Here is a 25109-nt window from a genome sequence, read left to right as displayed (position 1 = left end):
CAAGAAGCATCAGCCGTGGGAGTTGTGTAGATGACCGCGGCGCTTCAATTGAGCGCTCCAAACTGCCTCAACCGTTGCAGAAGCTGAGCCGCAGCAAAAACACACCACTCTTGATACACTCTTTCTACTTTCAGCAAAAAGAAAGAACAAGTAATGACCGAATACGAAAAGATGCTTAACGGCGAGCTGTTTAATGGCGGCGATGCCGAAGTGGCGCGGGTACGGGATAACGCCTTTGCCCTGCTCAAACAGATCAATCATCACGGCGTATTTAACAAATCTAAAAAGCTATTTCGGCAGCTGCTGGGCGAGCTAGGCCAAGGCTCAATTATCACTCCCCCGTTTCGCTGCGAGTTTGGCCAGCAGATCCGTTTGGGCGAACGCACCTTTCTCAATATGAACGTGCTGATGCTTGATGGTGCGACCATCACATTAGGCAATCACGTCTTGGTGGGCCCCAATGTGCAGTTTTATACCGCGTCACACTCTATGGATTATGAGAGCCGTCGCCGCTGGGAAACCTTTTGCAAACCGATCACGGTTGAAGACGATGTTTGGATCGGCGGCAATGTAGTGATCAACCAAGGCGTCACCATAGGCGCACGTTCAATTATTGCTGCTAATTCAGTGGTCAATCACGATGTTCCTGCCGACACCTTGGTTGGCGGTGCGCCAGCTCGGGTGATACGCAGTCTGCTAGAGGAAACGCAAGAAAAATAGTGGCTGTGCAACACATTAGCGGCGAGCAGCTAGCCACTGCTCAAAGTCATACACCGACATCGGTTTGGCAAACAGATAGCCCTGATAAATAGTGCAACCAAGTTTCTTCAAGCGGATCGCCTGTCGGTCATACTCCACCCCTTCGGCCACCACATGTAAATCCATATTCCGGCCGATAGCGATCATCGATTCCGTTAGAGGTGAGCTGTCGCTGTTCTGCAACTCATCAATAAACGCTTTATCTATCTTCAAAATATCAATGGGCAGATCACGTAAATAGGCCAACGAGGAGTATCCGGTGCCAAAGTCATCCATGGCTATCTGGATCCCCAATGAGCGCAGCCGTTTGAATTTTTTAATGGTGTCCTCAACATCAACAAGGATCCCTGTTTCGGTGAGCTCCAAAGTGATCATTGCCGGATCTACGTCACCGATCCGGATCATTGATTCAAGGTGTTCAACAAAATTGGGCAAGGCAAACTGCCAGGGCGACACATTGATAGAAAGGTGACCAGCAAACGGCAACCCTTTGGCCAACCAACCTTTCAGTTGCGCTAACGCCTCTTGCAACACCCAATCACCTAACGCGTGGATCAAACCCGACTCTTCGGCGATAGGAATAAACTCTGCTGGAGAAACAAAACCAAGTTCAGGATCATGCCAACGCAGCAGTGCCTCGGCACCAAACATCTGGCCGTCGGCGGTCAGTTGTGGCTGGTAATACAAACTCAATTGATCAGCATGCAGTGCTTTCTTCAATGCATTCTGGATCACCAGTCGATTCTTCGCCTCATTTTCCAGCTCAACTTGATAAACAACATGCCTGTTGCGCCCCGCTTTCTTTGCTTGGTAAAGCGCCAGCTCCGCGTGACGCAGCACATCCAATGGTGTCTGCTCTGACTGAGGAAAGGCACACACACCAATGCTGGCACCAATATCGATCAGGTGATCGCCGACTTGTAATGGCTGATTCACTAGCTCGGCCAGTTGCTCTACATAAACGGGCTCACTGTTGTACTCATCAACCAGTACAAATTCATCCCCGCCAACACGGGAGATAAATAGATTATCAGCAAAAGTAACGCGCAGCTGCTTAGCTAAGGCGCGAAGTACTTCATCACCGACGTCATGCCCTAATACATCATTGATGTTCTTAAAATGATCCATATCGAGCAGATAGAGTGAAGCAAGCTTCCCGCTTCGGCGCAGCCGCTTAATTAATACACCCACCCGCTCATAGGTCAGCGCGCGGTTCGGTAATAACGTGAGGTAATCTTCGTACGCCATTCTGCGCACTTGGACTTCGGCAGCGCGACGCTGCAATTCCGCTCCCGTACGCGCAGCAAAAATCTCTAAAATATTCTGTACGGTATCGGTATGCCGCAGGGGCTTAGTATCGAGAATAACGACTAAGCCTAAAGGTTTACCCTCTTCATCAAACATTGGCGCACCAATGTAGCTTTCGATCCCCATTTCAATCAAAAGCTGATCATCCGGAAACAGGTGCTGAACATTGTTCGGGTAACAGCAAATGTCGTTGCCCACTACATTCGCACAGGGAGTACCAACCAGCTCATAAGAAAAATTGTTACTGATCTTACCGTCAACCGACAGTGCTAATGTCGACACTTGCGAATACTGCTCGTCCAGTAACCCAATAAACGCATATTTGGCATCAAATAACTTGGTTAACTGCACCACCATCTTGTCGTAAAAATCATTGCCAGTGCCGCTGGCCACCCCTTCAGCTATCTGCCGCAAGCTGTCCGTATACAGATGGCGTTCAGACGCATCCTCACAAATGATGGCAATATTCTGAGGGCTTCCAGCCGGAGAATTAATCACAAACAGTCTGAACTTAAGCCAACATTCGTTCTCCTTCGTCAACGCCATTTCAGCAGCAAACTGGTTGCTGGGCACATCGGGCAACCAAATAGCACCCTGCGCAGATATATTCTCACTGGATAGATCCGTCTCTGGATAAAGCGCGCTTAGCTGCGCAATCATATTGATGCCAAGCAGTTCCTCTCGCCAGAATGTTTGGCTGGTGGCATTCTGTTTAATCACCTCACCATCCAGTGAAGTGATGACAATGGGTACAGGGGACTGATAAACCACTTGCGCCAGTTGTAGATGTGAAGCCTGGTGGCGTGCGCTCTCCGCTTGTGTCTGCTGCAATACATTGGCCTGTTGTTTCATCGTAGTGCGCTGTTGACGGGCCTCATGCGCCAAGTTAACGCTGATCATTACGATGATGATCAGCATGCCAAAGCCAATAACGTAAACAAAATCTATCATGCCACTATCTATCAACGCGCCAACAACGGCACCGACAAATAGCAGCAGTATGCCAACGCCAAATAGCAAGCTTTCTCGCCATGCGGCTGCACGTAACAGATCAACAAACCGCCACAATGCCCATGCTAAAAACAACACGCCAAAAGCATGAACCACAATCCCGTAGCGGGATTGTTCAGCGTGCAGGCGCACCAATGACTCACTTGTAACAGCCGATTCAATAAGGCCATGAACCTGACTAAAGCGCACACCAAAAGGCTCGAGCAGATTCAAAGTGAAAATCAGCAAAGAAAATACTGAGATCGCAGTCAGCACAACCAAAGAGAGAGGGCGCTTGGTGTAATACTCGATGAACAGATAAAAAGTGGGATACAGAAAAGTGATGGTAGCAACTTGCAGTTTCAGTGCTAAAACAGCATCAGCCACAGAGTCTGCTGAATGATAAAAATAGGTAGATACTTGAAAACAGGCAGCCAGAAAACAGAGCAAAGCATAGACACGATATAGCTGCCTGCGCTCGCCATAAATAGCCATCAGTAGCGCGTTTAACGCCGCAAAACCCATGGCCCCAGCGGTGATGATGTAGCTTAATAAGATCAAAAAGTAATAGGCCTACGCATTCATCAACCAGCAAACTGGTTCTATTTGCTAATAACCTAATTAAATATGAGATAGCAGCAAGCATTACGCAAATGCACCTGATCATAGTGGGAGCTAATTCAAACCGCACAAGGCACAACATGCAGAGTGATTACTCTCACCTCGGATACCCTTCATAAGTGCAGCGACAAATCGTCAATCAGTGTTGTCAGTGGCTAAATGCGCTTCCTGTTGTGCCTGAAACGCTGCCACCGCCTGTTGAATTGTGTCGAACTCGTAAGCACTGTATTTTTCCTTCGCTTCAACAAACCAGTTAGAGTGAAAGTGTCTGCGCAAGTTGCGTTTTGCCTGAGCATGAGCCAATACAATACCTTCGCTCGCTAGCTGCTCGCGCAACTCTCGATATTTCAGCAGCGCTGTGCCATCAATGATATTCACCGGGCTGGCATCCACCACCACCCAATCCACCGGCTGTTTGGCTTTCGCTATCAAGTAGCGAACCCGCTCACAGAAATAGTCGGCATTAAAAAACAGCAGATTTGAATCGAAACGGTAAAGCAGTAAACCGGGACACGTCACCGCCCCCGGAAAATCATTAATATCGTGATAGCCCTTAACGCCCTCTTTCTGTCCCAGCACCGAATCCTTCGGCTTTGCTCCAACCGACAACAACCAAACTAACGACAACACAACGGCCACCAAGACACCGTCAAGCACACCAAGTATCAACACCCCCAACGTAGTAATCACCGAAACGGCAAACTCCTTACTACTCATCCGGTACAGCACCCGCAACGAGTCGAGATCAAACAACCCCACCGCAGACACCATGATGACGGCCGCCAACCCCGCTATCGGTACAGATGCTAACGGGCCAGTAGCAAAAAAGAGGATCAACAGCATGGCGATCGCCGCCACAATACCAACTAGCTGCGTCTTCCCGCCCATCGCATTATTCACTGCAGTCCGAGAGTCGGCGCCGGTCACGGGGAAGCCCTGTGCCAAGCCGCTTGCCAAGTTACAGGCACCAAAAGCAATTAACTCTTGATTCGGGGCTATTTGGTAACGATTGCGGCTAGCAAAGCTCTTTGCCGTTAACACCCCGCTAGTAAAACTGATCAAGACAAGCCCTGCCGCGTCGCGAAACAGCTCCCTGTAGATCTCAATATCAAATATCGCCCAATGTGCCGAAGGCAAACCCCCAGGGATCTCTCCGAGCACAGCAACGCCCCGCTGCTCCAGTTGCAGCCCCATCACAGCAACAATACCGACAACAACCACCACCATGGCACTGGGTACCAAAGGTACAAATCGGCGCACCATGAGTAATAAAATCAACAAACTAACAGCCAAGATGGTTGTTACCGGATCGGCATTTGTCACTTGGATAAAAAACTCAGGCAGCTGCTCCCCAATCCCACCGCCAGCACTCTGGTAACCAAAAAATTTAGGCAGTTGACCGACAATAATTATCAAGGCGATACCGTTGAGATAGCCAGTCAGTACGGGTTGCGACAGGAAGTTCGCAATGAAGCCCATACGGCCGATCCCAGCCAGCATGAACAGTGCGCCTGTCATTAAGGTCAATACCACCATCATCGCCAGATACTGATCGCTGTTACCGTTCGCCAGTGGTGCCAAGCTGGCGGCGACCATGATGCAGGTAGCGGCATCAGGGCCAGTCATCAACTGGCGAGAGGATCCAAACAGGGCGTAGGCTAACAGAGGAAATATCGCGGAATAGATACCCACAACCGGGGGGACGCCAGCCAAGCTGGCATAGGCAATACCGACCGGCAAAGCAATTGCGGCGACCGACAGCCCCGCGGTCATATCACGACTAAACCACTGACGCTGATACCCTTTAAAACTCGCTAGTCCTGGCAACCAGCGTGTTACTCCCTTAGATCTAGCATGCATTGATGCGCCTCCATGACTCGGTCAATGTCTTTAAATACTAGAATAGAATGCTGGCAACCAGTGTGAAGTTGATCCGCCTGCTCACACCTAAATTTACGATTTAGTCAGCGACATCAATACCAGCTCGCTGAACGCTATCGCAATGGTTGCTGGGAGTCAGGTTAGGGTAACGGATTGTGGCCTCTCAACCGTTACTCAACCACACTAGCAACAAGCTGAATAAAGGCATCTGGCGTAGGCTCGCATCCCTCTCCGCGGTTAAGGTGATTGTCATCTGCCCACTCACAAAATACTGTCATTTCTTTCTCGTCAGCAGGCTCACCTAGCTCCAAGACAAAATAGCGATAACTTGGTTTTTCCACCTGCTCTAACGACGCAAGCGGTTCCGTCAATACCACCAGAATCATCATGGCTTCAACGATCGCCCGTGCTGCAGGCATCTCAATCAGTAGCGCCGGGTAGTCGGCAATTTTCAGGGGCGTAACAGCCAGCTCTGCGATATCAAGGTCTACCGAAGCCTCCCCTTCACACTGCTGGCATACTTTCTCCCACAGCATATCGACAACAGCTTGCGAGTCGGATGCCATCACGCGAAAGAACTGCTCAGGATCTGAATCACAAAAGTAACGAAAGGCAATATGCGCCAGGGTGTAATGGTGGGCTCTAGGTTCATCAAGCAAGGCGGCTTTTTTCTTTTTATTCCAAAACATCAAGCGTTTCCTTTAATGTCACATGCATTCAGATAAAACGAATAGCAGAGCTCAGTCTCCACCTCCGCAGTCAGAGCCTGAGCCTCCTCCTGAGTCACTGCTTGAATCGGTACTGCCACATATTTCAAAAATGGAAGAGGAATACAGCACCTCTCGTAATGATGACAATGCAACGCCAACAAGCAGTAGGCCCATAACGAGCAGGTGATTATCTATATGGTAAAGATAAGCTGAGGCAGCCACCGTAAGGCAATTACCGAGCCAACCCCAAAACACGGACTCGCCCCACCGCGCAGCTAAAACAAGCAGGAGGCACACCCCACACATCCACAAATGCCCTTTCACCGCGCCAATAAAGGCCAAAGCAAACATGACATAACTCACTAACGCTGTGATCCGCATCCTTTCCGGCTCCTATACTGCCCGCAAGAAAAACCGATCGGGCACAATAATGAATTCCATTTGTAATCGAACTATTGTCGTGAATTCAGGCCATACGCTCAACACAGTTGGTAGATAAATGTGAAATAGAAAAGACTCACTGACAACGGCACGATACAAGGCCAGTAAGTGCTCTCTGTGTTATTCACTCTTCCTGCTGTTGTATCTGCCACATGCGGCTATAAATACCGTTAGCCGCTAGCAGTTGTTGATGAGTGCCCTGCTCAGCCACTTCGCCCTGCTGCAGCACAATGATTTTGTCTGCGTCCTGAATGGTAGATAGGCGATGGGCGATCACTAAGCTGGTATGGCCTTTAGTGACATTAGCCATGGCTGCCAAGATCGCTTGCTCGGACTGGCTATCAAGGGAAGAGGTCGCTTCATCAAACACCAGTATCGGTGGCCTTTTTAGTATGGTGCGGGCAATTGCTACCCGCTGCTTTTCACCCCCACTGAGTTTTAAGCCTCGCTCACCAACGGTGGTATCCCAGCCTTGCGGCAGTTGTGCAATAAAAGTGGATAGGTGCGCCAGTTTGATAGCTTCAGCCACCTCTTCATCACTGGCGTCAGGGCGACCATAACGAATATTTTCCAGAATCGAATCATTAAATAGCACGGTATCTTGCGGCACGATCCCTATCGCCGCCCGTAATGACGCTAACGACACCTTAGCAATCGGTTGTTCATCGATACAGATCTCGCCGCTATTGGCATCATAAAAGCGAAACAACAATTTCATTAGCGTCGATTTGCCCGCGCCGCTCTCCCCTACCACTGCGACTTTCTGCCCCGGGGCGACACTAAAGCTGATCCCTTTCAGAATGGGACGATCGGGATGATAGTGGAAGCTGACATCATTGAAGCTCACCGCGCCATCGGTGATATTCAGGGTGGCAGCTTGTTCTACTTCAACCACTTTGGGTTGCTTGGTCAGCAAGCCAAACATCTCATCGATATTAGCCAACGAGCCTTTCATCTCGCGGTAAACAAAACCCAAAAAATTGAGCGGCATAAAGAGCTGCATCATAAACGCATTAATAAGAACAAAGTCACCTAGGGTCATCGCTTGTTGCGTGACTTGCCAGGCGGCCAGCCCCATCATGCTGGTCATAGCGATGGCGATAATCAGCGCCTGCCCGACATTAAGGGTAAACAGGGAAAGTCGGTTTTTGCGTTTAGCCTGCTCCCACGCGGCTAGCGAGCTGTCATAACGATCAGCTTCAAACTGCTCGTTACCAAAATACTTCACCGTTTCGTAATTCAGCAGGCTATCGACCGCTCTGGTGTTTGTAGTGGAGTCTGCGGCATTGGCCTCACGCACATAGCGCGTACGCCACTCTGTCGCCACCACGGAATAAGCGACGTAGGTGGTCACCGACAACAGGGTGATCACGGCAAAAGGCCAGCCGTAGTTGTAAAACAGCACCCCCACGACCATCAATAGTTCCAGCACGATAGGGACGATATTGAATACCATAAAGCGCAGCAAAAAGTTGATGCCAGAAGTACCGCGCTCTATGTCGCGAGACAGCCCCCCCGTGCGGCGATTGAGGTGAAAATCCAAATCCAGGCGATGCAGATGCTCAAACACCCGCAAACCAATACGGCGAATAACGCGTTCGGTGACACGCCCAAACAAGGTGTCTCGAAACTCACCAAACAGCACATTGGAGAAACGCACCAGACCATAAGCCAATACTAATCCCAGTGGCAATGCTAGGGTCTCGACTAAAGGCTGAGCCGAGCGATCCATCGCATCGACCAAATGTTTGAGCACAAACGGCAAGACAACACTGGCCACTTTTGCCAGCATCAAGCACAGCACGGCCAAGCCCACCCGACGCTTGAATTCCAGCATATAGGGCCATAGCATTTTGATCACAGCCCAGTTTATTTTCGCATTAGGATCGGTTGGGGCATGGCGCTGTCGCATATAGGAAAAGACTCCGAAAAGAATAAAAAGCGGGAAAAAACGGAAATGAGTTACCGAGGTTACCTTAGATTACAGTCTGTACCAATCAATGTGATCCGGTATCATCACTGCCACGAATACAATGTACGAACCAAGCCAAACTGCCAACCATGCACCTGCCGATTGTTGCTCATCCTGATTACAGTTTTCCATTTCCCGCCGGACACCGATTTCCCATGGATAAGTTTGGCTTGCTGCAACAACGTATGCGCGAGTTAGGGATCCTAAAACAACATAATCTATTTCAGCCGACACCATGCTCCGCGGCAGAATTAAGCATGGCACACAGCTATCACTATATTCAGCGCTTCAGCATAGATGCGTTGAGTGACCAAGAGTTACGCCGCATGGGGCTCCCATGGAGTGAAGGCCTACGCCAGCGCACCTTCCTGGCACCTAACGGCACTCTGTTGACTGCCGAACTGGCACTGAAATATGGCGTCGCCTGCCATCTCGCAGGCGGCACCCATCACGCCCATTACGACTTTGGCTCCGGCTTCTGCATCTTTAACGACCTCGCCTATGCTGCCCGCCAACTGATCCATTCCGGCAAGGCTAAACGGATACTTATCTTTGATTGTGACGTTCACCAAGGTGATGGTACGGCACGAATACTTGAGGACGATCCAGAGGTATTCACCTGTTCGATCCACTGTGAAAAGAACTTTCCCCACCGCAAAGCCATCAGTGATCTGGATGTCGGATTAGAAAAAGGGCTCGGGGATGGTGACTATCTAAAGACGGTCGAAGAGACACTACTGCAGGTCATCGAACAAGCCCAGCCTGAACTGGTTATCTACGACGCCGGGGTGGATGTTTATGCCAACGATCCTTTGGGGCTCCTTAATATCACCCTCGATGGCATTCGTGCCCGCGACAAGTCAGTGATCAATACCTGCCTGAAACTGAAGATCCCCATTGCCACCGTGATTGGTGGCGGCTATGACGAAGACCAGATAGCACTCGCCGCTCGCCACGCTATTGTGATCGAAGAAGCAGCAAAGCTGTTTATCTAGTTTTGAGCCAGTAGCGCTCACTGCCACCCCCAGCTCAAAGCAAGCTAAATTAGCCACAACTTATTTAAAGCATTCCAAAAAATCGTCTTTTAAATAGCCAAATCCAAACTATGGTTACTTCGCAATACCCACAACCAAAGGAAGGTTATTATGAAAACACTAGCCAAATTTGCGATTACCCTATTCATCTCTCTCTATGGTAGTGCTGTATCTGCCAATTTTATCGAATTCACCCTCGAAGAAGAGATCGACATTGAGATAGATAGGGATGTGATTGGGCAAGAAACTGTTGTAGGGAATTTCTACTATGACATCGTCAACACCGCCATTGTCGCTGGAACAATGCGAATTGGAAGTGATGAATTTTTACTCAATACCGACCAGGGAATTGGTAGCAGTCACTTTTTCCATGGTGTGCTATGGATGGGAGGGTTCGAGATCGCTTTCTCTGCCAGCTTTGTCTCACAAACCAATCCAACGGAGTACTTTGACTTAGAAGGATTAGATTACGAGATCTACCTACCTTATCCCTGCATAGAGTTCGATAGCTGCACATCAAACCTATATGACGACATATCAGCGTGGCAAGATGCAATTGCAAATGGCGCAATCTTAGAATATGCCCATGAAGGTTTCGCTAAATATGACGCAGGAAAGAGTGGTAATTTTCACTCAGGCGGAATAGTCGACAATGCATATCGAATGCTGGATGAGCTACCTCCAGAATATCAAGCGGTAAAAGTGCCTGAAAGTTCAGCGGCTTATGCTCTGCTATGGGTTGCAGGTTGCCTGATGAGACTTCGCAGGCAATCACATAGCGCAGCCAAATAGGCTGAAAGCAAAATTAACATCGTTCAACTAATCAAGGACCACTGAAATATCTGCTGAGATGACACAATCGTTATCTCAGCAGGTTCTATCAACGAGAAAGATACGCTGTGCAGCACTATCACAGGTAAGATCTCAAACTTAGGCCGATAAGTATTACCACGACTACGATAGCCATGCTCCAAATTCCACATGCTTTAACATCATTCTGCATACTTATCTTAAACTCCGAAAGCTCAACCATGCAGCTAGTCGTCGGCACAGCTTCCACTTGGTCACTTCGTGTATGGATATGCTGCCAAATCGCAGCTATCAAAGTTGACCTGGTGGTCGTGCCATTGCAGCAGCAAGGTTACCAATCACAGCTCGCTAAGCTATCAAGCACCATGCTTGTGCCCGTGCTTTATGACGGCGATATCGAAATCAATGATTCTCTCGCTATCACTGAATACCTAAATGAGTTAACTGATGGCGCGCTCTATCCAGAGGTACAAGCTGACCGAGCAAAAGCACGCAGCTTAATCGCAGAACTTCATTCAGGGTTTTTGAATATCCGGCAAAACTGCCCTTTTTCTACTCGCCCAGTGGCACCCATCACAGATACCGCTGCAATCGCAGCAGAGCTGGCCAGACTCCATGACATCTTCACTAACGCAGCAACACCTTTCATGTTTGACACCCCTGGCGCAATCGATGCGTTCTATAGCGTCATGGCTTATCGACTGAACGCATACGGGATCCATTTCGATGGCGACGCAGGCCGCTACCAACAAGCGTTGTTAGCATGGCCTCTGCTAAACGATGCAATAGCGCACGCTGAGCAATGGCAACAAACGTAGCGAGATAACATTTAGGGTTAATATCCTTAGTTAACAATCGGTAACAGATGTTCCCTAGGAAAACATTGTATCTCAGCCATACTCTATCCTTTGTTTGTTAATGATCGTTCACTACAGACTGATGCCAGTGGTCATACACAGGTAAAAAATCAGCTGCAATAAAAAACTTCATCTCCACAGGGACTTGTACATGAAAAAACATTGGTTATCGCCTTTGCTGCTGACCGCATGCATGGGATCCGGCGCAGCGTTCGCCGACAGTTCAGCCGCAGAAAACACCCATCTACTTCGGTTTGCTGATATTCATAAAGACAAAGTTAGCTTTGTCTATGCGGGGGATATCTATATAGCCGCCACTGCCGGCGGAACAGCCACAAGACTAACTTCCGATAAAGGCTTGGAGCTGTTTCCCAAGTTCTCTCCTGACGGCTCGCAGATCGCTTTTTCTGCCGAGTACAGCGGTAGTCGCCAAGTCTGGGTGATGAACACCGACGGCAGTGATCTAAAACAACTCACTTATTACAACGATGTCGGGCCGATGGCACCCCGCGGTGGTTTTGACTATCGCGTATTGGATTGGACACCGGATGGCAAGCATGTGCTATTCCGCGCCAACCGACTGCCCTGGGGTAAACGTATGGGGCGCCCGATGTTGGTACCCGTCAACGGGGGTATGCCGATCCCCCTAGCTGTACCTGAAGGGGGTGGCGGTATGCTCTCACCTGATGGCAAAACCTTAGTTTATACACCGATTGACCGAGAATGGCGTACCTGGAAGCGTTATAAAGGTGGTCGCGCCCAAGATGTCTGGACCTATGATTTAGCCACCAACCAGAGTCAACAACTCACCCACTACGACGGTACCGACAATCAGCCGGTATGGGTTGGCGACAACATCTACTTTGCGTCTGACCGCGAATATACCCTCAATCTGTTCCAGTATCAGGTTGATGGTGACCCGATCAAAGTCACTGACCACAATGACTTCGATGTGCTGTGGCCCAGTGCCGGTCCAGAAGCGATCGTCTATGAAAGTGGCGGCTTGCTTTATCGCTACCAGCCAGGTGATAAAACCAGCACGCTATTAGATATTAAAGTCGCAGGCGAACGCCCCTATCGACAAGCAAAGTTCCGCAATGTCGCCAAATTTGTTGAATCGTTCGACCTGTCCCATGATGGCAAACGTGCGCTGTTTGCGGCTCGTGGAGAACTATTCACTGTGCCGGAGAAAAACGGCCCAACACGCAACTTGTCAAATACGCCAGCCGCACGAGAGCACAGCACCAGTTGGTCACCCGATGGCAGATATGTCGCTTATCTAAGTGATGCCACCGGAGAATATGAGCTCTACATCCAGCAGCAAGATGGTAAGCAAGCGCCACAGCAACTCACCAAAAACAGCAGCATCTGGAAATTTGCTCCGGTATGGGCGGGTAGCTCAGACAAACTGGCTTGGGCAGATAAAAATCAAACCCTATGGCTCACCTCTTTGAAAGGCAAAAAGGTTGAGGTCGACAAAGGGCGCTTTGATGATATTACCTATTATCAATTTTCTGCCGATGGCCGTTATCTGGCGTATGTCAAAATCGCCGCCAACGGCTTACCGCAGATCTGGCTTTACGACAGTAAAAATAATCAGCGTACAACCTTAAGTAATGGCCGGACCGCCGACTTTGAACCAACGTTCGATCCACAAGGACGCTACCTCTACTTTCTCTCCAATCGCGATTACAACCTGACCTTTGGCGATCACGAGTTTAACTACCTGTATAGCCAATCCACCCGCATTTACGCAGCCCCCTTGCACGACGGCGTGACCATGCCGAGTGCCTTGCTCAGTGATGAAGTCACCGTTGGCAAAACTGATAACGGAAAAGATAAGGACAAGCCGTCAGCCAACAAGCCAATCACCCTAACGGCAGCGAAGATGGAGATGCTGGCGCAACCATTAGCCGCAAAAGCAGGGAGTTACACCCATTTGGCCGCCAATGAAAGTGACCTGTTCGTATTGGCAGGCGCAGAACCCCCATATGCGTTGCAGATGATCAGCCTTGAGCATGATGCCAAAACCAAAGAGGTGACCACGGGTGTGAGTGCATACCGGTTGGCCGCTGGCGGTGAAAAGTTGCTGGTTAAGGTCAACGGTGATTTCTCCATCATTGATGCCAAAGAGCAGCAGAACCCCACTAAAAGCAAACTAGATACGGCTAACATGCAGATGCGTATCGACCCGGCGATTGAATGGGTACAGATGTATAACGATGGTTGGCGTACGCTGCGGGACTGGTTCTATGATCCCAACATGCACGGTCAGGACTGGCAGGCGATCTATGACAAATACCGCCCATTGGTCGACCATGCCGGACACCGCACAGATCTTGACTACATCCTCAGTGAAGTTGCTGGCGAAATGAATGCTGGCCATATCTATGTACAAAGTGGTGAGCAGCCCAAGGTTGACCGTGTAGAAGGTGGCTTATTGGGCGCTGATATAAAGAGCCACCCGTCAGGCAACTTTATCATCAGTAAAATCTTTAAGGGTGAAAACTGGCACGATGCGTTCCGTTCGCCGTTAACCGAGCCAGGTGTAAACATCAGTGAAGGTAATTTCATTACCGCGGTGAATGGCATCCCAAGTAATTCTGTTAGCAATATCTACGAGCTACTACAAAACAGTGCCAATAAACCGATCACCCTCAGCGTATCAACCGCAGCCAATGGCAAAGACAGTCGTGATCTGTTGGTTAAACCAATCAAGAGCGAAACCAACCTGCGCTATCTAGACTGGGTTGCAAGCCGCGCCGCTTATGTGGATAAGCTGTCTGGTGGCCGTGTTGGTTATGTGCACCTGCCTAACACGCTGTTTGCCGGCAACCGCGAGCTGTTCAAGCAATTCTTACCGCAGGTGAATAAAGAAGCCCTGATCATTGATGACCGATACAACGGCGGCGGCTTTATCCCTGAGCATATGATCGCCATGCTCGCGCGCGAACCGCTTAACTATTGGAAGCGCCGTGGTGCCGAGCCCAATGCAACCCCCTACTACAGCCATGTTGGCCCGAAAGCGATGTTAATTAACGGCTACTCCAGTTCTGGTGGTGATGCCCTACCCTACTACTTCCGCAAACTAAAACTGGGGTCACTGATCGGCACACGCACATGGGGTGGCTTGATTGGTATTTCGGGTAACCCAAGTCTGGTGGATGGCGGCATGGTGATCGCATCAACTTTCCGCTTTATGGATACCGATGGCAATTGGGCGGTAGAAAATGAGGGTGTATCGCCAGACATCGAAGTGATCGACCGACCTGAATTGATCTTTATGGGTAAAGATCCCTCAGTAGAACGCGCGGTAGAAGAGCTGTTAAAACAACTACCGGAAAAGCGTGCCGCCGCACTCCAAGCGCCACCGGCACCAACTAAGTTCTAAGAGCTTGGTGCTAAACACCTAGCTTCGCAAAAAAAACCCGGCATCAGCCGGGTTTTTTATATGCAATTGAAAGTACCAATAGCTCGCTATAGCGATTTCACATCCATGTTGTACAGAGTAAAACCAAAGATATCGGCATACTGTTCTATGATTTTACTGGTTGGCGTGCCTGCACCATGACCCGCTTTGGTTTCTATGCGGATCAAAACAGGGTTAGGTCCGGCCTGTTTCTCCTGCAACTGCGCCGCAAACTTAAACGAATGTGCCGGCACGACTCGGTCATCATGATCACCGGTTGTCACCAGTGTTGCAGGGTGATTAACTCCAACAGTTACATTATGTACCGGCGAATAGCCAAGCAGATAATCAAACATCTCTTTGCTGTCTTCTGATGTACCGTAGTCATACGCCCAACCAGCGCCGGCGGTAAAGGTGTGATAACGCAGCATATCCAATACGCCTACCGCAGGCAGCGCGACCTTAAACAGCTCTGGACGCTGTGTCATGACCGCGCCCACCAGCAGACCACCGTTTGAGCCACCACGAATAGCCAGGTAATCACTGGATGTATATTGCTCCGCAATCAGGTATTCAGCCGCGGCAATAAAGTCATCAAACACATTTTGCTTCTGCATTTTGGTGCCTGCATCGTGCCAGGCTTTACCATACTCTCCACCGCCACGAAGGTTCGCTACCGCATAAACGCCGCCCAGCTCTAACCAGGTTGCATTCACCGAGCTGAAATAAGGCGTTAGGCTGATGTTAAAACCACCATAGCCATACAGAATAGTCGGTGTTTTGCCGTTCCTTGGTGTGCCCTTTTTGTAGGTGATAATCATCGGGATCTTAGTGCCGTCTTTGGATTCGTAGAATACCTGTTCTGATTCATACAGCTCAGGATCAAACGGCGAATTGGATTTGCGATAGACATCACTGCTGCCCGTCGCGACATCCAGACTAAAAATGGTGCCTGGTGTTTTGTAGTTGGTGAAGGTGTAATACACCGTTTCCTGCTTGGCTTTGCCGCCAAAACCACTGGCCGTGCCCGGGCCAGGCAATGCGATTTCACGCAGCAGCTTACCCTGCATATCAAATTGCTTCACTTGCGATATCGCATCGACCATATAGCTGGCAAACAGGCTGCCCCCTGCCGTGACGACATCCAGCACGTTATCAGTTTGCGGGATCAGATCTTTCCAATTTGCCGGCGCGGGATCGGTAAAACTCACTTCAACCACCCGCTTGTTTGGTGCATCAAGGTTGGTCACCAACAACAAACGCTCACCGTCGGAGCTCAATAGCTCAGTATCAGAATCGGTATGATCCAGCACGGTGACGAGCTGACTCTCTGGCTTAGAGAGATCTTTGATATATAGCTTATTACCGGAGGTTGAAACCGCAGCGCCAATACTTAAGTAACGCCCATCTTCACTCACTTCAGCGAACACGTAACGGTGCTTTTGTTCCGGCGTACCACCAAAAATCAGCGCATCAGCTGACTGTGGCGTCCCCAGCGTGTGAAAGTACACTTTGTGCTGATCTGTCTTTGCTGACAGTTCACTGCCTTCAGGCTTGTCATAGCTAGAGTAATAGAAACCTTCATCACCCCGCCAACTGATACCACTGAACTTAACATCCACCAGCGGCTCACCTTTCTGCGCCAACGTCTTCACGTCGATGATGATGATCTTACGCCAATCACTGCCACCTTCAGAGATCTGGTACGCCGCCAGTTGTCCCGTTTTAGAAAAACTGATCCCGGACAGGGAAGTTGTGCCATCGGCACTGAACTTGTTTGGATCTAAAAAGACCGATGCGTCACCTTCTGGCTTACCATTGACCAGCGGCTGACGATACAAAACATCCTGATTTTGCAGACCATCATTCTTATAGAAATAGCTGAAATCCCCCTCAATAAACGGAGCGCTCACTTTTTCATAATCGATCTGCTTTTCAAGCACCTGTTCAATCTGTTCCCGGTAAGGGATCTGCTCAAGGTAACCAAAGGTCACGGCATTTTGCGCAGCAACCCAAGCCGCCGTTTCATCACTCCGGTCATCTTCTAGCCAACGGTAAGGGTCACCCACTAGGGTTTCAAAATAGGTATCGACCGTGCCGTCTTTACGCGTTTCCGGATAAACCAGCTGAAAGCCTGCCGCGGCCGCATCAACTTCTGTGGCAGTTGGTGTATCGATGTTGACCTCCGAGGGGGTTGGCTTGTTATCACTGCAGCCAGTAAGTGACGCTACTAGTGCCAACGACAAGATCTTATATTTCATAACATTCCTTGATGAAACCAAGTACACATATCTAGAAGAAATTATGCTTTGCGAAGAGGTTTGTCCAGCATCAGACCCGTGACTTTTGTAACAGCGGTGTAAATCGAAGTGTTCAGCAGCAAAACGAATAATTAATTACTTAGATTAGCCAAAGTAGTCACACTACTGCGGACGGGCAAACACCTGGGTCCAATAGCGACCATAACTGGCGCTGCTGTTTTCAACACAGGCCAACCCCATCTCGGTCACGTTAGGATTCATAATATTACGGCAGTGACCGGGGCTGTTCATCCATCCATTAACCGCCTGTTGCGCATTAAACTGACCCGCGGCAATATTTTCACCATAAGAACGCCAATCGTAGCCTTGCTCCGATATGCGATCCCCCGGCGAACTGCCATCCAACCCGGTATGATCAAAGAAGTCGTAGTTTGCCATGTTAGCTGAATGTCCTTCAGCGGCTCGGTCTAACAGGGCATTCATGGATAAAGCATCCACCGCTGGAAAGGCCTCTTCTCCACACATTTGCGATTGTGCGCGGAGCTGATTGATCAAGTGGATGACCGCTGACAAATCGTCATCACAAAGCACTTGTGAGTAGTCGATATTCTCGGGAGAGGGTTGTTCGTTGTCCTGCTCACCCTCTTCGCCATCACCCTCACTAGCTTGCTCATCGCCGCCGCTTTCATCACCTTCACTAGGCGTTTCGGCTTCAGGCGTGTCTGTGGTTGGCGATACTTCACCAGAAGATGAACCTCCGCCACAGGCGATCAGAAAAAAGGAGGTCACCAACACAAAAAAGAACTTAGTCATACTTATTACTGTCCCAAAAAAGCCAAGCTAGCTCGCGCAATTAAAGCTCAGCATATCTACTCAAGGTAAAGAAAGATAATCAGCCGGAGCTGAAACGCTCAATCAGGGCGTCACCATGATGACGAACTGCTTGCCTTTGTATTTTGTCAGTGTGGGCTCGCCCAACTTGTATTTGCTGATCGATTGCATCAGCTCAGCTAAGTAATTCTGACTTGGCGTGCTGCCTTTCACCATCAACACCCCGTCAATCACCTTAAATTTGCTGATAAGGATCTCACCAGGCACCTCTGCGCCCACTTGGTTAATCCAGTCTGCGTCACTTAGTACCTGCTTTTTTCTATCTTTAGCCGGTTTAATAAAACCCAGACTTTGAGTCTTAGTTTGCGGCTCCAAAATGTAAAAATGAAACAGTTCCTTGGATGCGCGCGCCGCTCCAGTATGCCGAGGAAGAACACCACCAAAGCCATTTTCAACCAACAATTCACTGAATTTTTGTCGCGACTTCGCTGAAGAACTCTTTCCTGTAAGTAAAACACGAGGGCCTTTCTTTTCAATCGATACTACGGCCACACCTTCGGGCGTAAATCCAGCAATTTTACGCTGCAGATCATCAAGCCTATCAGCGACCGAATATGAGGTGAACGAGGCATTGGATTTAATCACCTGCGTAGAAAAATGGGTGACACCATTTTCATCAACCCAAGAATAAATACTTTCCGCTTGAGCTGCGCTCCCCAAAACTAGACTTATGAGAATAAGCCAACGATAACAACACTTCACCTTAACCATCCATCCCTTGGAAGAACAAAACTACAACGAGTAGTCAAGACTGTTTAAGCGGCGCATTATTCCATAAACCGTCAATAATTTCACGCGCCGTCAAAAAAACACCACGCGTAATAATCTTTGCAGAAAAAGCGCCATACACTAGCTCAAAGCCAGTCACCATCAGTGTGATAGAGAGATATTTTTCAGTTTTATGCTCGCCAGCCAAAATTGATTTAGATCAGCTCAACCTCAATGGTCAAAAAATATACCCCTTTATGGTAATACTCATATCCCGACGGCTTACTTAACCTCAATATAACTGAGGTTAATTCGGGTAGAAGACGATGACTCTTAAACAAGATCCACGCTGCTATACCAACGTCTGTGTAAATGGTCTTTGGTATCACTATGATCACTGCAGTGACAAAGCCTATGTGCTGAGAGGCGGCACCTCGCCGGAGGTCACGCTAGAGAAAGAGCCGCGTACGGAAGATGAACTAGTAGAGATGCTGAGGCATACTACACCTCCGTTTTAAATCACTGCAGTAAATTAGATGAGCCAGAGTGGGTCGAACAAGCGCAATACAGATTGGATATTGTGGAGTGCATTACCAGCCTACTTTATTATTTGGCTGATCTTTCCCATCATAATGGCCGGCCCGCAATTTTGGTACTTAGGCAGCAGCCTAGGTGTGATTTATGTCGCCATGCATTGCTACGAGATGAAGTATCGCGGCCATTGCGGGCTATCTTCTGATGCCACCGCGGTTCCCGTCACGCTAGTCGCCGCCGGTTTGCTATTTTTTGTCAGCCACCGCACAGATATTGGCATCGATGCCTCTCATATTGGTGACGGTCTCATTTGGATGCCACTCGCATTCATCACGGGTCACATCGCCGCATTCTTAGTGGTTATGACATTGAGTGCTTTGTTCGAAGACCAGTAACCAGTCTGCGTCGCAACAAAGCACTCACGGTCAACCCGCTAGCTCGCAGGTGTGGCTTGGTAAGCACCCGTTAGACTATTAAAAATGATACGAATAGAGCCCGCCGTACCAACTTTCATGTTCGCTCCATCAAGATCAGCGATACCATCACCATTGTCATCACCGAAATTGCGTGACCAATCGTCATAAACATCAAGTTTAAAATCGGTATAACCATCAAAATAGACAACAATCGACCAGGTATAATCATCGATCAAGGTCATTGGGATAGAGTTCCACCCCGTTGGTTGCCCACGGAAATAGACCTGAGGGTAACGCTGCAACAATGGCCGCTGCCCGATCGCATCGCCCGTGCTGAATAAACGATAATTTTTGCCGTAGTAGTTATCAATCTGGGTCTGTTGGCCCGAGCTATATTCCAAATAGAACTCGAAATGGCGGTAGTACTCAATATATTGTTCGCCCGTCCAAACACCACTGACACCGTTCGCGTCAGCAACGGTATGACTTAAAGTTAACTCTCTACGATAGCTATGCTCCCAGTCATCACCGGTATAAACCATGGTGACCTTATCCGCACTGCCTTGATGACGTGCCCGCGCCTTTACCGAAATCAACGAAGAATCACGATAAGCATCATCTAACGCTACCGCTTGATGCTTAAAATCAGTCTGAGTGGTGCCATCAAATTGATAGTTCTGCAGGCCATTATTATCCCAATAAGTTTGACCATTAACCTGATATTTAATAGCAAACTGGACACCAGAGACCGAGCCGGAGAGAGGCAAACGAAAGCTAAATGCTTCGTACCCATGACTGGTTGCCGCAACATAAAATGCAGGATGATCAACCCACTGGCCATCTTCTGCCTGATAGTGCAACCAAACCTGTTTAGATGGGCCGATATTCTTAACTTCAACGGCGCCTTCCAGCTCAGAATAGTCAAATCCGTTTTCATAGTAAGGTGTAAATTGAGCATGTTTCAGGCGAACCTCTTCAGCAGCCTCTGCAGCAAAAGCAGACAGAGACATCAGCAGGCAGCCGACAACGATTTTTAGTGACATAGCTTTTCCCAACATATCGCTTTCCTTGGAATATTTTGTATTTATGCCGCTACTTATGGCGCAGCGTGCATCGCAAAATATAGCAATGTGCGGAAGTAAGAATGGCGAGAATTCGGTCTAAGAACGAAATTAGTTCGCACTATGGTACTGATACCACAACCCTACAACAAAGCCGATCGGCTGTAACTCAGGACACTAGACAGCAATCTAATGAAATATAAGAGACAAGCAAAATAGCTAAAAATCATAATGATAAAGTAAAAAAGGCGACTAAAAGCCTGCAGAAAAAACAGGAAGGAAAGGCGAACCAAAATGTTATCGATACCAAAAAGATGCGCTATTAAAGACAGCCAACATTCAACCTGCCGACTTGTTTGGGCAGGTAGCTAAACGGTTCATTTTCGTTGCGACAAAGTGGCATCGCACTGCATCACCAGGATGGTTCTCAGAGACGATTTCAGTGGCACGGGATAAGGCGACGAAATAGTACTTAACCTGCCCACGTGACACTCATCGACCTTTATCCAAAAAGATCGAGCAGGCAACAATCTCAACTAACGAACTGTTACCGCCATCAACATATTGACCTTTTTTTATACAAATTAGGGTTAGGTTTTATTAGCCTCAGGATAAATAAGGTTAAATAGGTGGCTAACGATGACACTGAAACAAGACCCGCGTTGCTATAGCAACGTCTGTGTGAATGGACTGTGGTACCACTACGATCACTGCAGCACCCGCGCTTATGTTTTAAGAGGCGGCGCGACACCGGAAGTCACGTTGACAAAAGAACCGAGAACGGAACAAGAGTTGGTCGAAATGCTGCAAAGTATCACCCCTCCAGTCTAACCTATCGGGATATAAAGCCTTCTTCATCGTCAAGCTACGGGATGAAGAGGGTTACGCAAAGAAACATCTATCAGTTTCCTGCTAGCTTAACTACTCGCTCGTTCATTCCACGTTTGACGATTGCTTGTCATCAGGAATATGAACAATACAGCGCCACGACCAACGGTAGTCATTCGCACATAAAAATACGCCCTCTCCCAGCCTGACTATCCTGCGGTATTAAGTCACCTCATCACTCTATTTAGACTCACCACTTCATCATCGGTATGGGGTTAAATGGATTTTTCTTAAAGTGCTGCCAAGCCAGTTGGCGCAAGCGTTGATGAAAGCCGGCATTAGGAAATACCGCCTTAACCTGTTCAATAAATGGTTTAGGAATGCCTTTGCCGATCTTACCAAACGACACATCCACCAAGTCGGCTTGTCTGAAGATTTCAACCAGTGGAAAACGCGGGTCCGTGTACGGGCGCAGTTTATGATGCATATCGATCATCAATAGTACTTCCTGCTCCCAGTCGACACGACCGCGTTTTTCCAGGTAATTCTTGGCTAAAGCCATTGAAGGCGGCAAATAGTCGACGGAACCTTCCGGCCATATACCTAAATCATGAAAGCAGGCGGCAATAATCAATTTCTCCCGCTCATCACCACGGCACTCATGCAACGCAAAACAGAAGTGCAGCATGCGGTACACATGATTCTTGTAGCCTTGATAATCAGCCATCAAGGCTGTTTGCCAAGAACCAAGTATCTCTTCAATCAGCGGGATCTCGGTTTCTATTTCTGGCTGTTTCATTGTCCGCTCCGCGCCTTACCATCAGTATGATCCGCTTGTTGCGCCTCTAACAAATCATCGTATCCAGCTGGGGGCGGCGTCCATCCCCTTTCTTCATGGGAGTGTGTATCACTGCGATCTTTCTTCATCGCCTGTACCAAGGCACCATCTAACTTGATAAAGAGCTCTTTGTAACTGGCGCTGATCCCCTTCTCATGCTTGGTACTTATCCAGTCCGCACGTAACTCAGGATGGTTGTCCAACTCTACCTGGTTGAAGGCCTGCTTAAGATTTTCAGCCTGAAATGGGTGATACCCGAGCGCCTTCAACGCTTCTCCCCCCATGTAAAGTGCCGAATGATAGGTCTCTTTCACAACAATATCCGCGCCGGCATGCTCAAGTTGATACTCATCACCACGGTCAAATGCTCGGGCCAGCACCGTTAGATTCGGGTAGTGTCGCTTCACTTCTTGCACTAGATGGATCGCGCGTTCTCTGTCGTCAATTGCCACCACCAGTAAGCTTGCCTCATCGATGCCCGCGGTATGTAACAGCTCCAACCGTGTCGCATCACCAAAGTAACTCTTAATACAGATTTGTCTAAGCAAATCAACACGCTGCGCCTCATGATCCAATACTGTGGTAGAGACACCATTGGCAAGTAGCAGGCGATTAACTATCTGACCGAAACGTCCAACGCCCGCGATAATCACCTGGCCCTTTTCGTCAATCACATCCTCTTCTTGCTGCTCATTGGTCGCCTTTTCCATTTTTGGCATCAATACCTTTTCCAGTAAAATAAACAGCAGTGGCGTTAGAAACATGGACAGCGCCACCACCATCGCCAATAGCTCAACCATCTCTGCCGTTAGCACATTGATCTGCAGCGAAAACGCCAGCAACACAAAGCCAAATTCACCTGCTTGAGCCAAACTCAGCGTTAAGATCCAACGATCACTGCCGCGCACCTTAAAGACAATACTCAGCAGATAGAGCACCAGCGCTTTGGCAAAAATCACCGCCACCGTCACACCGATAAGAAATCCGAGGTTATCCACTAAGACAGTGAAACTGATCCCTGCCCCAACAGTAATGAAGAATAGCCCCAGCAACAGCCCCTTAAACGGCTCAATATTGGACTCAAGCTCATGCCGAAACTCACTGTTCGCTAACACAACACCCGCCAAGAACGTCCCCAAGGCAGGCGATAGCCCCACCATACTCATCAACGCTGAAATACCCACCACCAGCGCAAGCGCCGTGGCGGTAAACACCTCTCGCAAACCTGACTTAGCGACAAAGCGAAACAAAGGCGTACTTAAGAATTGGCCCACAATAATCACAATGCTGATCGCACCTATCACTGCTAAGCCATAAATCATGGGGGGTAAATCTGCCAATGAATCATCAGCATGGTGCTCACCTGCAGCGCCAGCCATCTCAGCACCGCCATGGACAAGATCAGCAACAACGTCAGGCTCGGGCATCGCCAAGAAGGGTAAAAATGCCAAAATGGGGATGACGGCAATATCTTGAAACAACAACACAGAAAAGGAGCTACGCCCACCTTCGGTATGGGACCAGCCTTTCTCACCATGGCTTTGCAGTACAATCGCTGTCGACGACAGCGCAAATATCAAACCAATAGCGACGGCCATGCGCCAATCAACAGAGAACAACAAAGCCGTGCCTGAAATCAGCAATGCGGAGCCAGCCACCTGCATACCACCCAGCCCGATGAGCTTACTACGCATTTGCCACAGCATTTGCGGCTGCAGCTCTAGCCCCACCAAAAACAGCATGATAACCACACCAAATTCAGCAACGTGCTGTAGCGTTTCAGTTTCAGCCCCAACCAAACCAGTCAAAGGACCGATAACGACACCGGCCACCAAATAGCCCAACACCGAACCTAAACCAAAGCGTTTGGCCAGCGGCACCATAATGACGGCAGCCACCAGATAGACGAATGCTTGCCCTAAATACGCCGTCATATGACCTCCGATATGAGTTCGTCTAACTGTTCAGTCAGACTGCTCATCTTGCAGCCTTTTTCGATGTCAAAACGCCCTTCGGTCATTGCCAGAAGTAACCTCTGCCATGCGTCGACATGTTGTTTTAGACGCTGTTCTGCAGCAGCTGTGCGTGAACCGAAAATGGCGAAAGGTGGTAAATACCGCATACCGCACACATCCGCCATTTGCTGCAACGGCTGCAATAATTCATCCAAGCGGAAATGATTGTAGCCTTCAGCCTTGTATGCCTGCTCAGAACCACCAGCCGTCAACGCGTTCAAAAACCACTTACCCTGCAACGCATCACCGCCCTGCCCATAAGCGAATCCGTACTCCAATACCAAATCTTGCCATTCTTTTAAGAGCGCGGGCGTGGAGTACCAATACAAGGGAAACATAAAGATAACGATGTCATGGCTTAGCAGTCGCTTCTGCTCTCGATCGATGTTGATGTAATAATCAGGGTACTCTCGGTATAGATCCACACAGGTCACGCCATCGATTTTCTTAGCGGCCTTATAAAGCGGCAGGTTTACCTCTGAGCGATGCTGTGAGGGGTGAGCAAAAAGCAGCAATATCTTTCGTTTCATAACAGCCTGACTCTAGATTTTTCACACTGCAATTAATCATGGCAAAAGATGACTATTAAACAAGCAGTTAGTTTTATTTGGCTCAACGCACCAAAGCGACTTAAAAGACGTAACAGCGCATCACAACAACACTTTGCTAGTCTTTGCCACTAACCACCTGTTCTTTTTTAACTAACGATGAAAGAAAACCAAGCAACAATCGGTCTCATTTCCCGAGCTACATTTATCTTTTTTA

General features: G+C 48.8%; 19 protein-coding genes. 7 read left to right on the top strand and 12 right to left on the bottom strand.

Translation table 11 applies throughout. The annotated features are described in order from the left end of the window. Positions 1–153 precede the first annotated feature (153 nt). A complete protein-coding gene (locus EXY25_RS09625; protein WP_130566569.1) occupies positions 154–720 on the top strand; it encodes a sugar O-acetyltransferase in 567 nt (188 codons plus the stop codon). Between the two features lie 15 nt (positions 721–735). On the opposite strand, the gene EXY25_RS09620 is transcribed toward EXY25_RS09625, so the two are convergent. From EXY25_RS09620 to EXY25_RS09600, 5 genes are all read right to left on the bottom strand, one after another. Next, a complete protein-coding gene (locus tag EXY25_RS09620) occupies positions 736–3618 on the bottom strand; it encodes an EAL domain-containing protein (RefSeq protein ID WP_130566568.1) in 2883 nt (960 codons plus the stop codon). 195 nt (positions 3619–3813) lie between these two features. Continuing rightward, a complete protein-coding gene (locus EXY25_RS09615; RefSeq protein WP_130566567.1) occupies positions 3814–5538 on the bottom strand; it encodes a SulP family inorganic anion transporter in 1725 nt (574 codons plus the stop codon). 191 nt (positions 5539–5729) lie between these two features. Continuing rightward, entirely contained in the window at positions 5730–6248 is a 519-nt protein-coding gene (locus EXY25_RS09610; protein ID WP_130566566.1) for a hypothetical protein, read from the bottom strand. A 51-nt stretch (positions 6249–6299) separates the two neighbouring features. Next, the gene (locus EXY25_RS09605) at positions 6300–6650 is read right to left on the bottom strand and encodes a hypothetical protein (protein ID WP_114338791.1); all 351 of its coding nucleotides are present in this window, start codon (positions 6648–6650) and stop codon (positions 6300–6302) included. Between the two features lie 184 nt (positions 6651–6834). Continuing rightward, a complete protein-coding gene (locus EXY25_RS09600) occupies positions 6835–8622 on the bottom strand; it encodes an ABCB family ABC transporter ATP-binding protein/permease (protein ID WP_130566565.1) in 1788 nt (595 codons plus the stop codon). A 149-nt stretch (positions 8623–8771) separates the two neighbouring features. Between EXY25_RS09600 and EXY25_RS09595 the strand changes: the two genes are divergently transcribed. The 4 genes from EXY25_RS09595 to EXY25_RS09580 all read left to right on the top strand — a co-directional run bounded on the left by EXY25_RS09595 (position 8772) and on the right by EXY25_RS09580 (position 14774). Further along, positions 8772–9677 (top strand): histone deacetylase family protein, encoded by a 906-nt coding sequence (locus EXY25_RS09595; RefSeq protein WP_130566564.1) that lies wholly within the window; start codon positions 8772–8774, stop codon positions 9675–9677. A 150-nt stretch (positions 9678–9827) separates the two neighbouring features. Then, on the top strand, positions 9828–10508 hold the full coding sequence (locus EXY25_RS09590; RefSeq protein ID WP_130566563.1) for a hypothetical protein: 681 nt from the start codon (positions 9828–9830) through the stop codon (positions 10506–10508). A gap of 239 nt (positions 10509–10747) precedes the next feature. Then, positions 10748–11344, top strand: coding sequence for a glutathione S-transferase N-terminal domain-containing protein (locus EXY25_RS09585; RefSeq protein ID WP_130566562.1), 597 nt, complete (start codon positions 10748–10750; stop codon positions 11342–11344). Positions 11345–11534: 190 nt separating this feature from the next. Continuing rightward, positions 11535–14774: a S41 family peptidase gene (locus tag EXY25_RS09580; RefSeq protein ID WP_246019533.1), complete on the top strand. Its 3240-nt coding sequence runs from the start codon at positions 11535–11537 to the stop codon at positions 14772–14774. An 86-nt stretch (positions 14775–14860) separates the two neighbouring features. On the opposite strand, the gene EXY25_RS09575 is transcribed toward EXY25_RS09580, so the two are convergent. The 3 genes from EXY25_RS09575 to EXY25_RS09565 form a co-directional block, all read right to left on the bottom strand. Next, entirely contained in the window at positions 14861–17053 is a 2193-nt protein-coding gene (locus EXY25_RS09575; protein ID WP_130566561.1) for a prolyl oligopeptidase family serine peptidase, read from the bottom strand. A gap of 162 nt (positions 17054–17215) precedes the next feature. Further along, positions 17216–17866: a CAP domain-containing protein gene (locus EXY25_RS09570; RefSeq protein WP_130566560.1), complete on the bottom strand. Its 651-nt coding sequence runs from the start codon at positions 17864–17866 to the stop codon at positions 17216–17218. 102 nt (positions 17867–17968) lie between these two features. Continuing rightward, entirely contained in the window at positions 17969–18646 is a 678-nt protein-coding gene (locus tag EXY25_RS09565; RefSeq protein WP_246019532.1) for a DUF4124 domain-containing protein, read from the bottom strand. Positions 18647–18978: 332 nt separating this feature from the next. Here EXY25_RS09565 and EXY25_RS09560 point away from each other — a divergent pair, with 332 nt between their 5' ends. Together EXY25_RS09560 and EXY25_RS09555 are read left to right on the top strand one after the other, a co-directional pair. Further along, on the top strand, positions 18979–19170 hold the full coding sequence (locus tag EXY25_RS09560) for a hypothetical protein (RefSeq protein ID WP_130566558.1): 192 nt from the start codon (positions 18979–18981) through the stop codon (positions 19168–19170). Between the two features lie 18 nt (positions 19171–19188). After that, positions 19189–19581, top strand: a complete 393-nt coding sequence (locus tag EXY25_RS09555; RefSeq protein ID WP_130566557.1) for a hypothetical protein — start codon at positions 19189–19191, stop codon at positions 19579–19581. Between the two features lie 38 nt (positions 19582–19619). On the opposite strand, the gene EXY25_RS09550 is transcribed toward EXY25_RS09555, so the two are convergent. From EXY25_RS09550 to EXY25_RS09530, 4 genes are all read right to left on the bottom strand, one after another. After that, positions 19620–20660, bottom strand: coding sequence for a carbohydrate-binding protein (locus EXY25_RS09550; RefSeq protein ID WP_130566556.1), 1041 nt, complete (start codon positions 20658–20660; stop codon positions 19620–19622). A 1081-nt stretch (positions 20661–21741) separates the two neighbouring features. Then, a complete protein-coding gene (locus EXY25_RS09540) occupies positions 21742–22290 on the bottom strand; it encodes an HD domain-containing protein (protein ID WP_130566554.1) in 549 nt (182 codons plus the stop codon). Continuing rightward, on the bottom strand, positions 22287–24263 hold the full coding sequence (locus EXY25_RS09535) for a cation:proton antiporter domain-containing protein (RefSeq protein WP_130566553.1): 1977 nt from the start codon (positions 24261–24263) through the stop codon (positions 22287–22289). Before EXY25_RS09535 ends, EXY25_RS09540 begins: the two co-directional genes overlap by 4 nt. Further along, entirely contained in the window at positions 24260–24874 is a 615-nt protein-coding gene (locus EXY25_RS09530) for an NAD(P)H-dependent oxidoreductase (protein ID WP_130566552.1), read from the bottom strand. The genes EXY25_RS09535 and EXY25_RS09530 overlap by 4 nt, the downstream gene beginning before the upstream one ends. Between the last annotated feature and the right edge of the window lie 235 nt (positions 24875–25109).

The organism is Corallincola spongiicola (assembly GCF_004284785.1).
Lineage (GTDB): Bacteria > Pseudomonadota > Gammaproteobacteria > Enterobacterales > Neiellaceae > Corallincola > Corallincola holothuriorum.
The sequence above is the reverse complement of the archived record's forward strand: the minus strand, read 5'-3'. Positions and strand labels throughout refer to the sequence as shown.

What these genes read in the sequence shown, in the direction of transcription:
- EXY25_RS09625 (WP_130566569.1), top strand. Translation starts at nt 154, where the DNA reads ATGACCGAATACGAAAAGATGCTTAACGGCGAGCTGTTTAATGGCGGC.
- EXY25_RS09615 (WP_130566567.1), bottom strand. Translation starts at nt 5,538, where the DNA reads ATGCATGCTAGATCTAAGGGAGTAACACGCTGGTTGCCAGGACTAGCG.
- EXY25_RS09610 (WP_130566566.1), bottom strand. Translation starts at nt 6,248, where the DNA reads ATGTTTTGGAATAAAAAGAAAAAAGCCGCCTTGCTTGATGAACCTAGA.
- EXY25_RS09605 (WP_114338791.1), bottom strand. Translation starts at nt 6,650, where the DNA reads ATGCGGATCACAGCGTTAGTGAGTTATGTCATGTTTGCTTTGGCCTTT.
- EXY25_RS09600 (WP_130566565.1), bottom strand. Translation starts at nt 8,622, where the DNA reads ATGCGACAGCGCCATGCCCCAACCGATCCTAATGCGAAAATAAACTGG.
- EXY25_RS09595 (WP_130566564.1), top strand. Translation starts at nt 8,772, where the DNA reads ATGCACCTGCCGATTGTTGCTCATCCTGATTACAGTTTTCCATTTCCC.
- EXY25_RS09590 (WP_130566563.1), top strand. Translation starts at nt 9,828, where the DNA reads ATGAAAACACTAGCCAAATTTGCGATTACCCTATTCATCTCTCTCTAT.
- EXY25_RS09585 (WP_130566562.1), top strand. Translation starts at nt 10,748, where the DNA reads ATGCAGCTAGTCGTCGGCACAGCTTCCACTTGGTCACTTCGTGTATGG.
- EXY25_RS09580 (WP_246019533.1), top strand. Translation starts at nt 11,535, where the DNA reads ATGAAAAAACATTGGTTATCGCCTTTGCTGCTGACCGCATGCATGGGA.
- EXY25_RS09575 (WP_130566561.1), bottom strand. Translation starts at nt 17,053, where the DNA reads ATGAAATATAAGATCTTGTCGTTGGCACTAGTAGCGTCACTTACTGGC.
- EXY25_RS09570 (WP_130566560.1), bottom strand. Translation starts at nt 17,866, where the DNA reads ATGACTAAGTTCTTTTTTGTGTTGGTGACCTCCTTTTTTCTGATCGCC.
- EXY25_RS09560 (WP_130566558.1), top strand. Translation starts at nt 18,979, where the DNA reads ATGACTCTTAAACAAGATCCACGCTGCTATACCAACGTCTGTGTAAAT.
- EXY25_RS09555 (WP_130566557.1), top strand. Translation starts at nt 19,189, where the DNA reads ATGAGCCAGAGTGGGTCGAACAAGCGCAATACAGATTGGATATTGTGG.
- EXY25_RS09550 (WP_130566556.1), bottom strand. Translation starts at nt 20,660, where the DNA reads ATGTTGGGAAAAGCTATGTCACTAAAAATCGTTGTCGGCTGCCTGCTG.
- EXY25_RS09540 (WP_130566554.1), bottom strand. Translation starts at nt 22,290, where the DNA reads ATGAAACAGCCAGAAATAGAAACCGAGATCCCGCTGATTGAAGAGATA.
- EXY25_RS09535 (WP_130566553.1), bottom strand. Translation starts at nt 24,263, where the DNA reads ATGACGGCGTATTTAGGGCAAGCATTCGTCTATCTGGTGGCTGCCGTC.
- EXY25_RS09530 (WP_130566552.1), bottom strand. Translation starts at nt 24,874, where the DNA reads ATGAAACGAAAGATATTGCTGCTTTTTGCTCACCCCTCACAGCATCGC.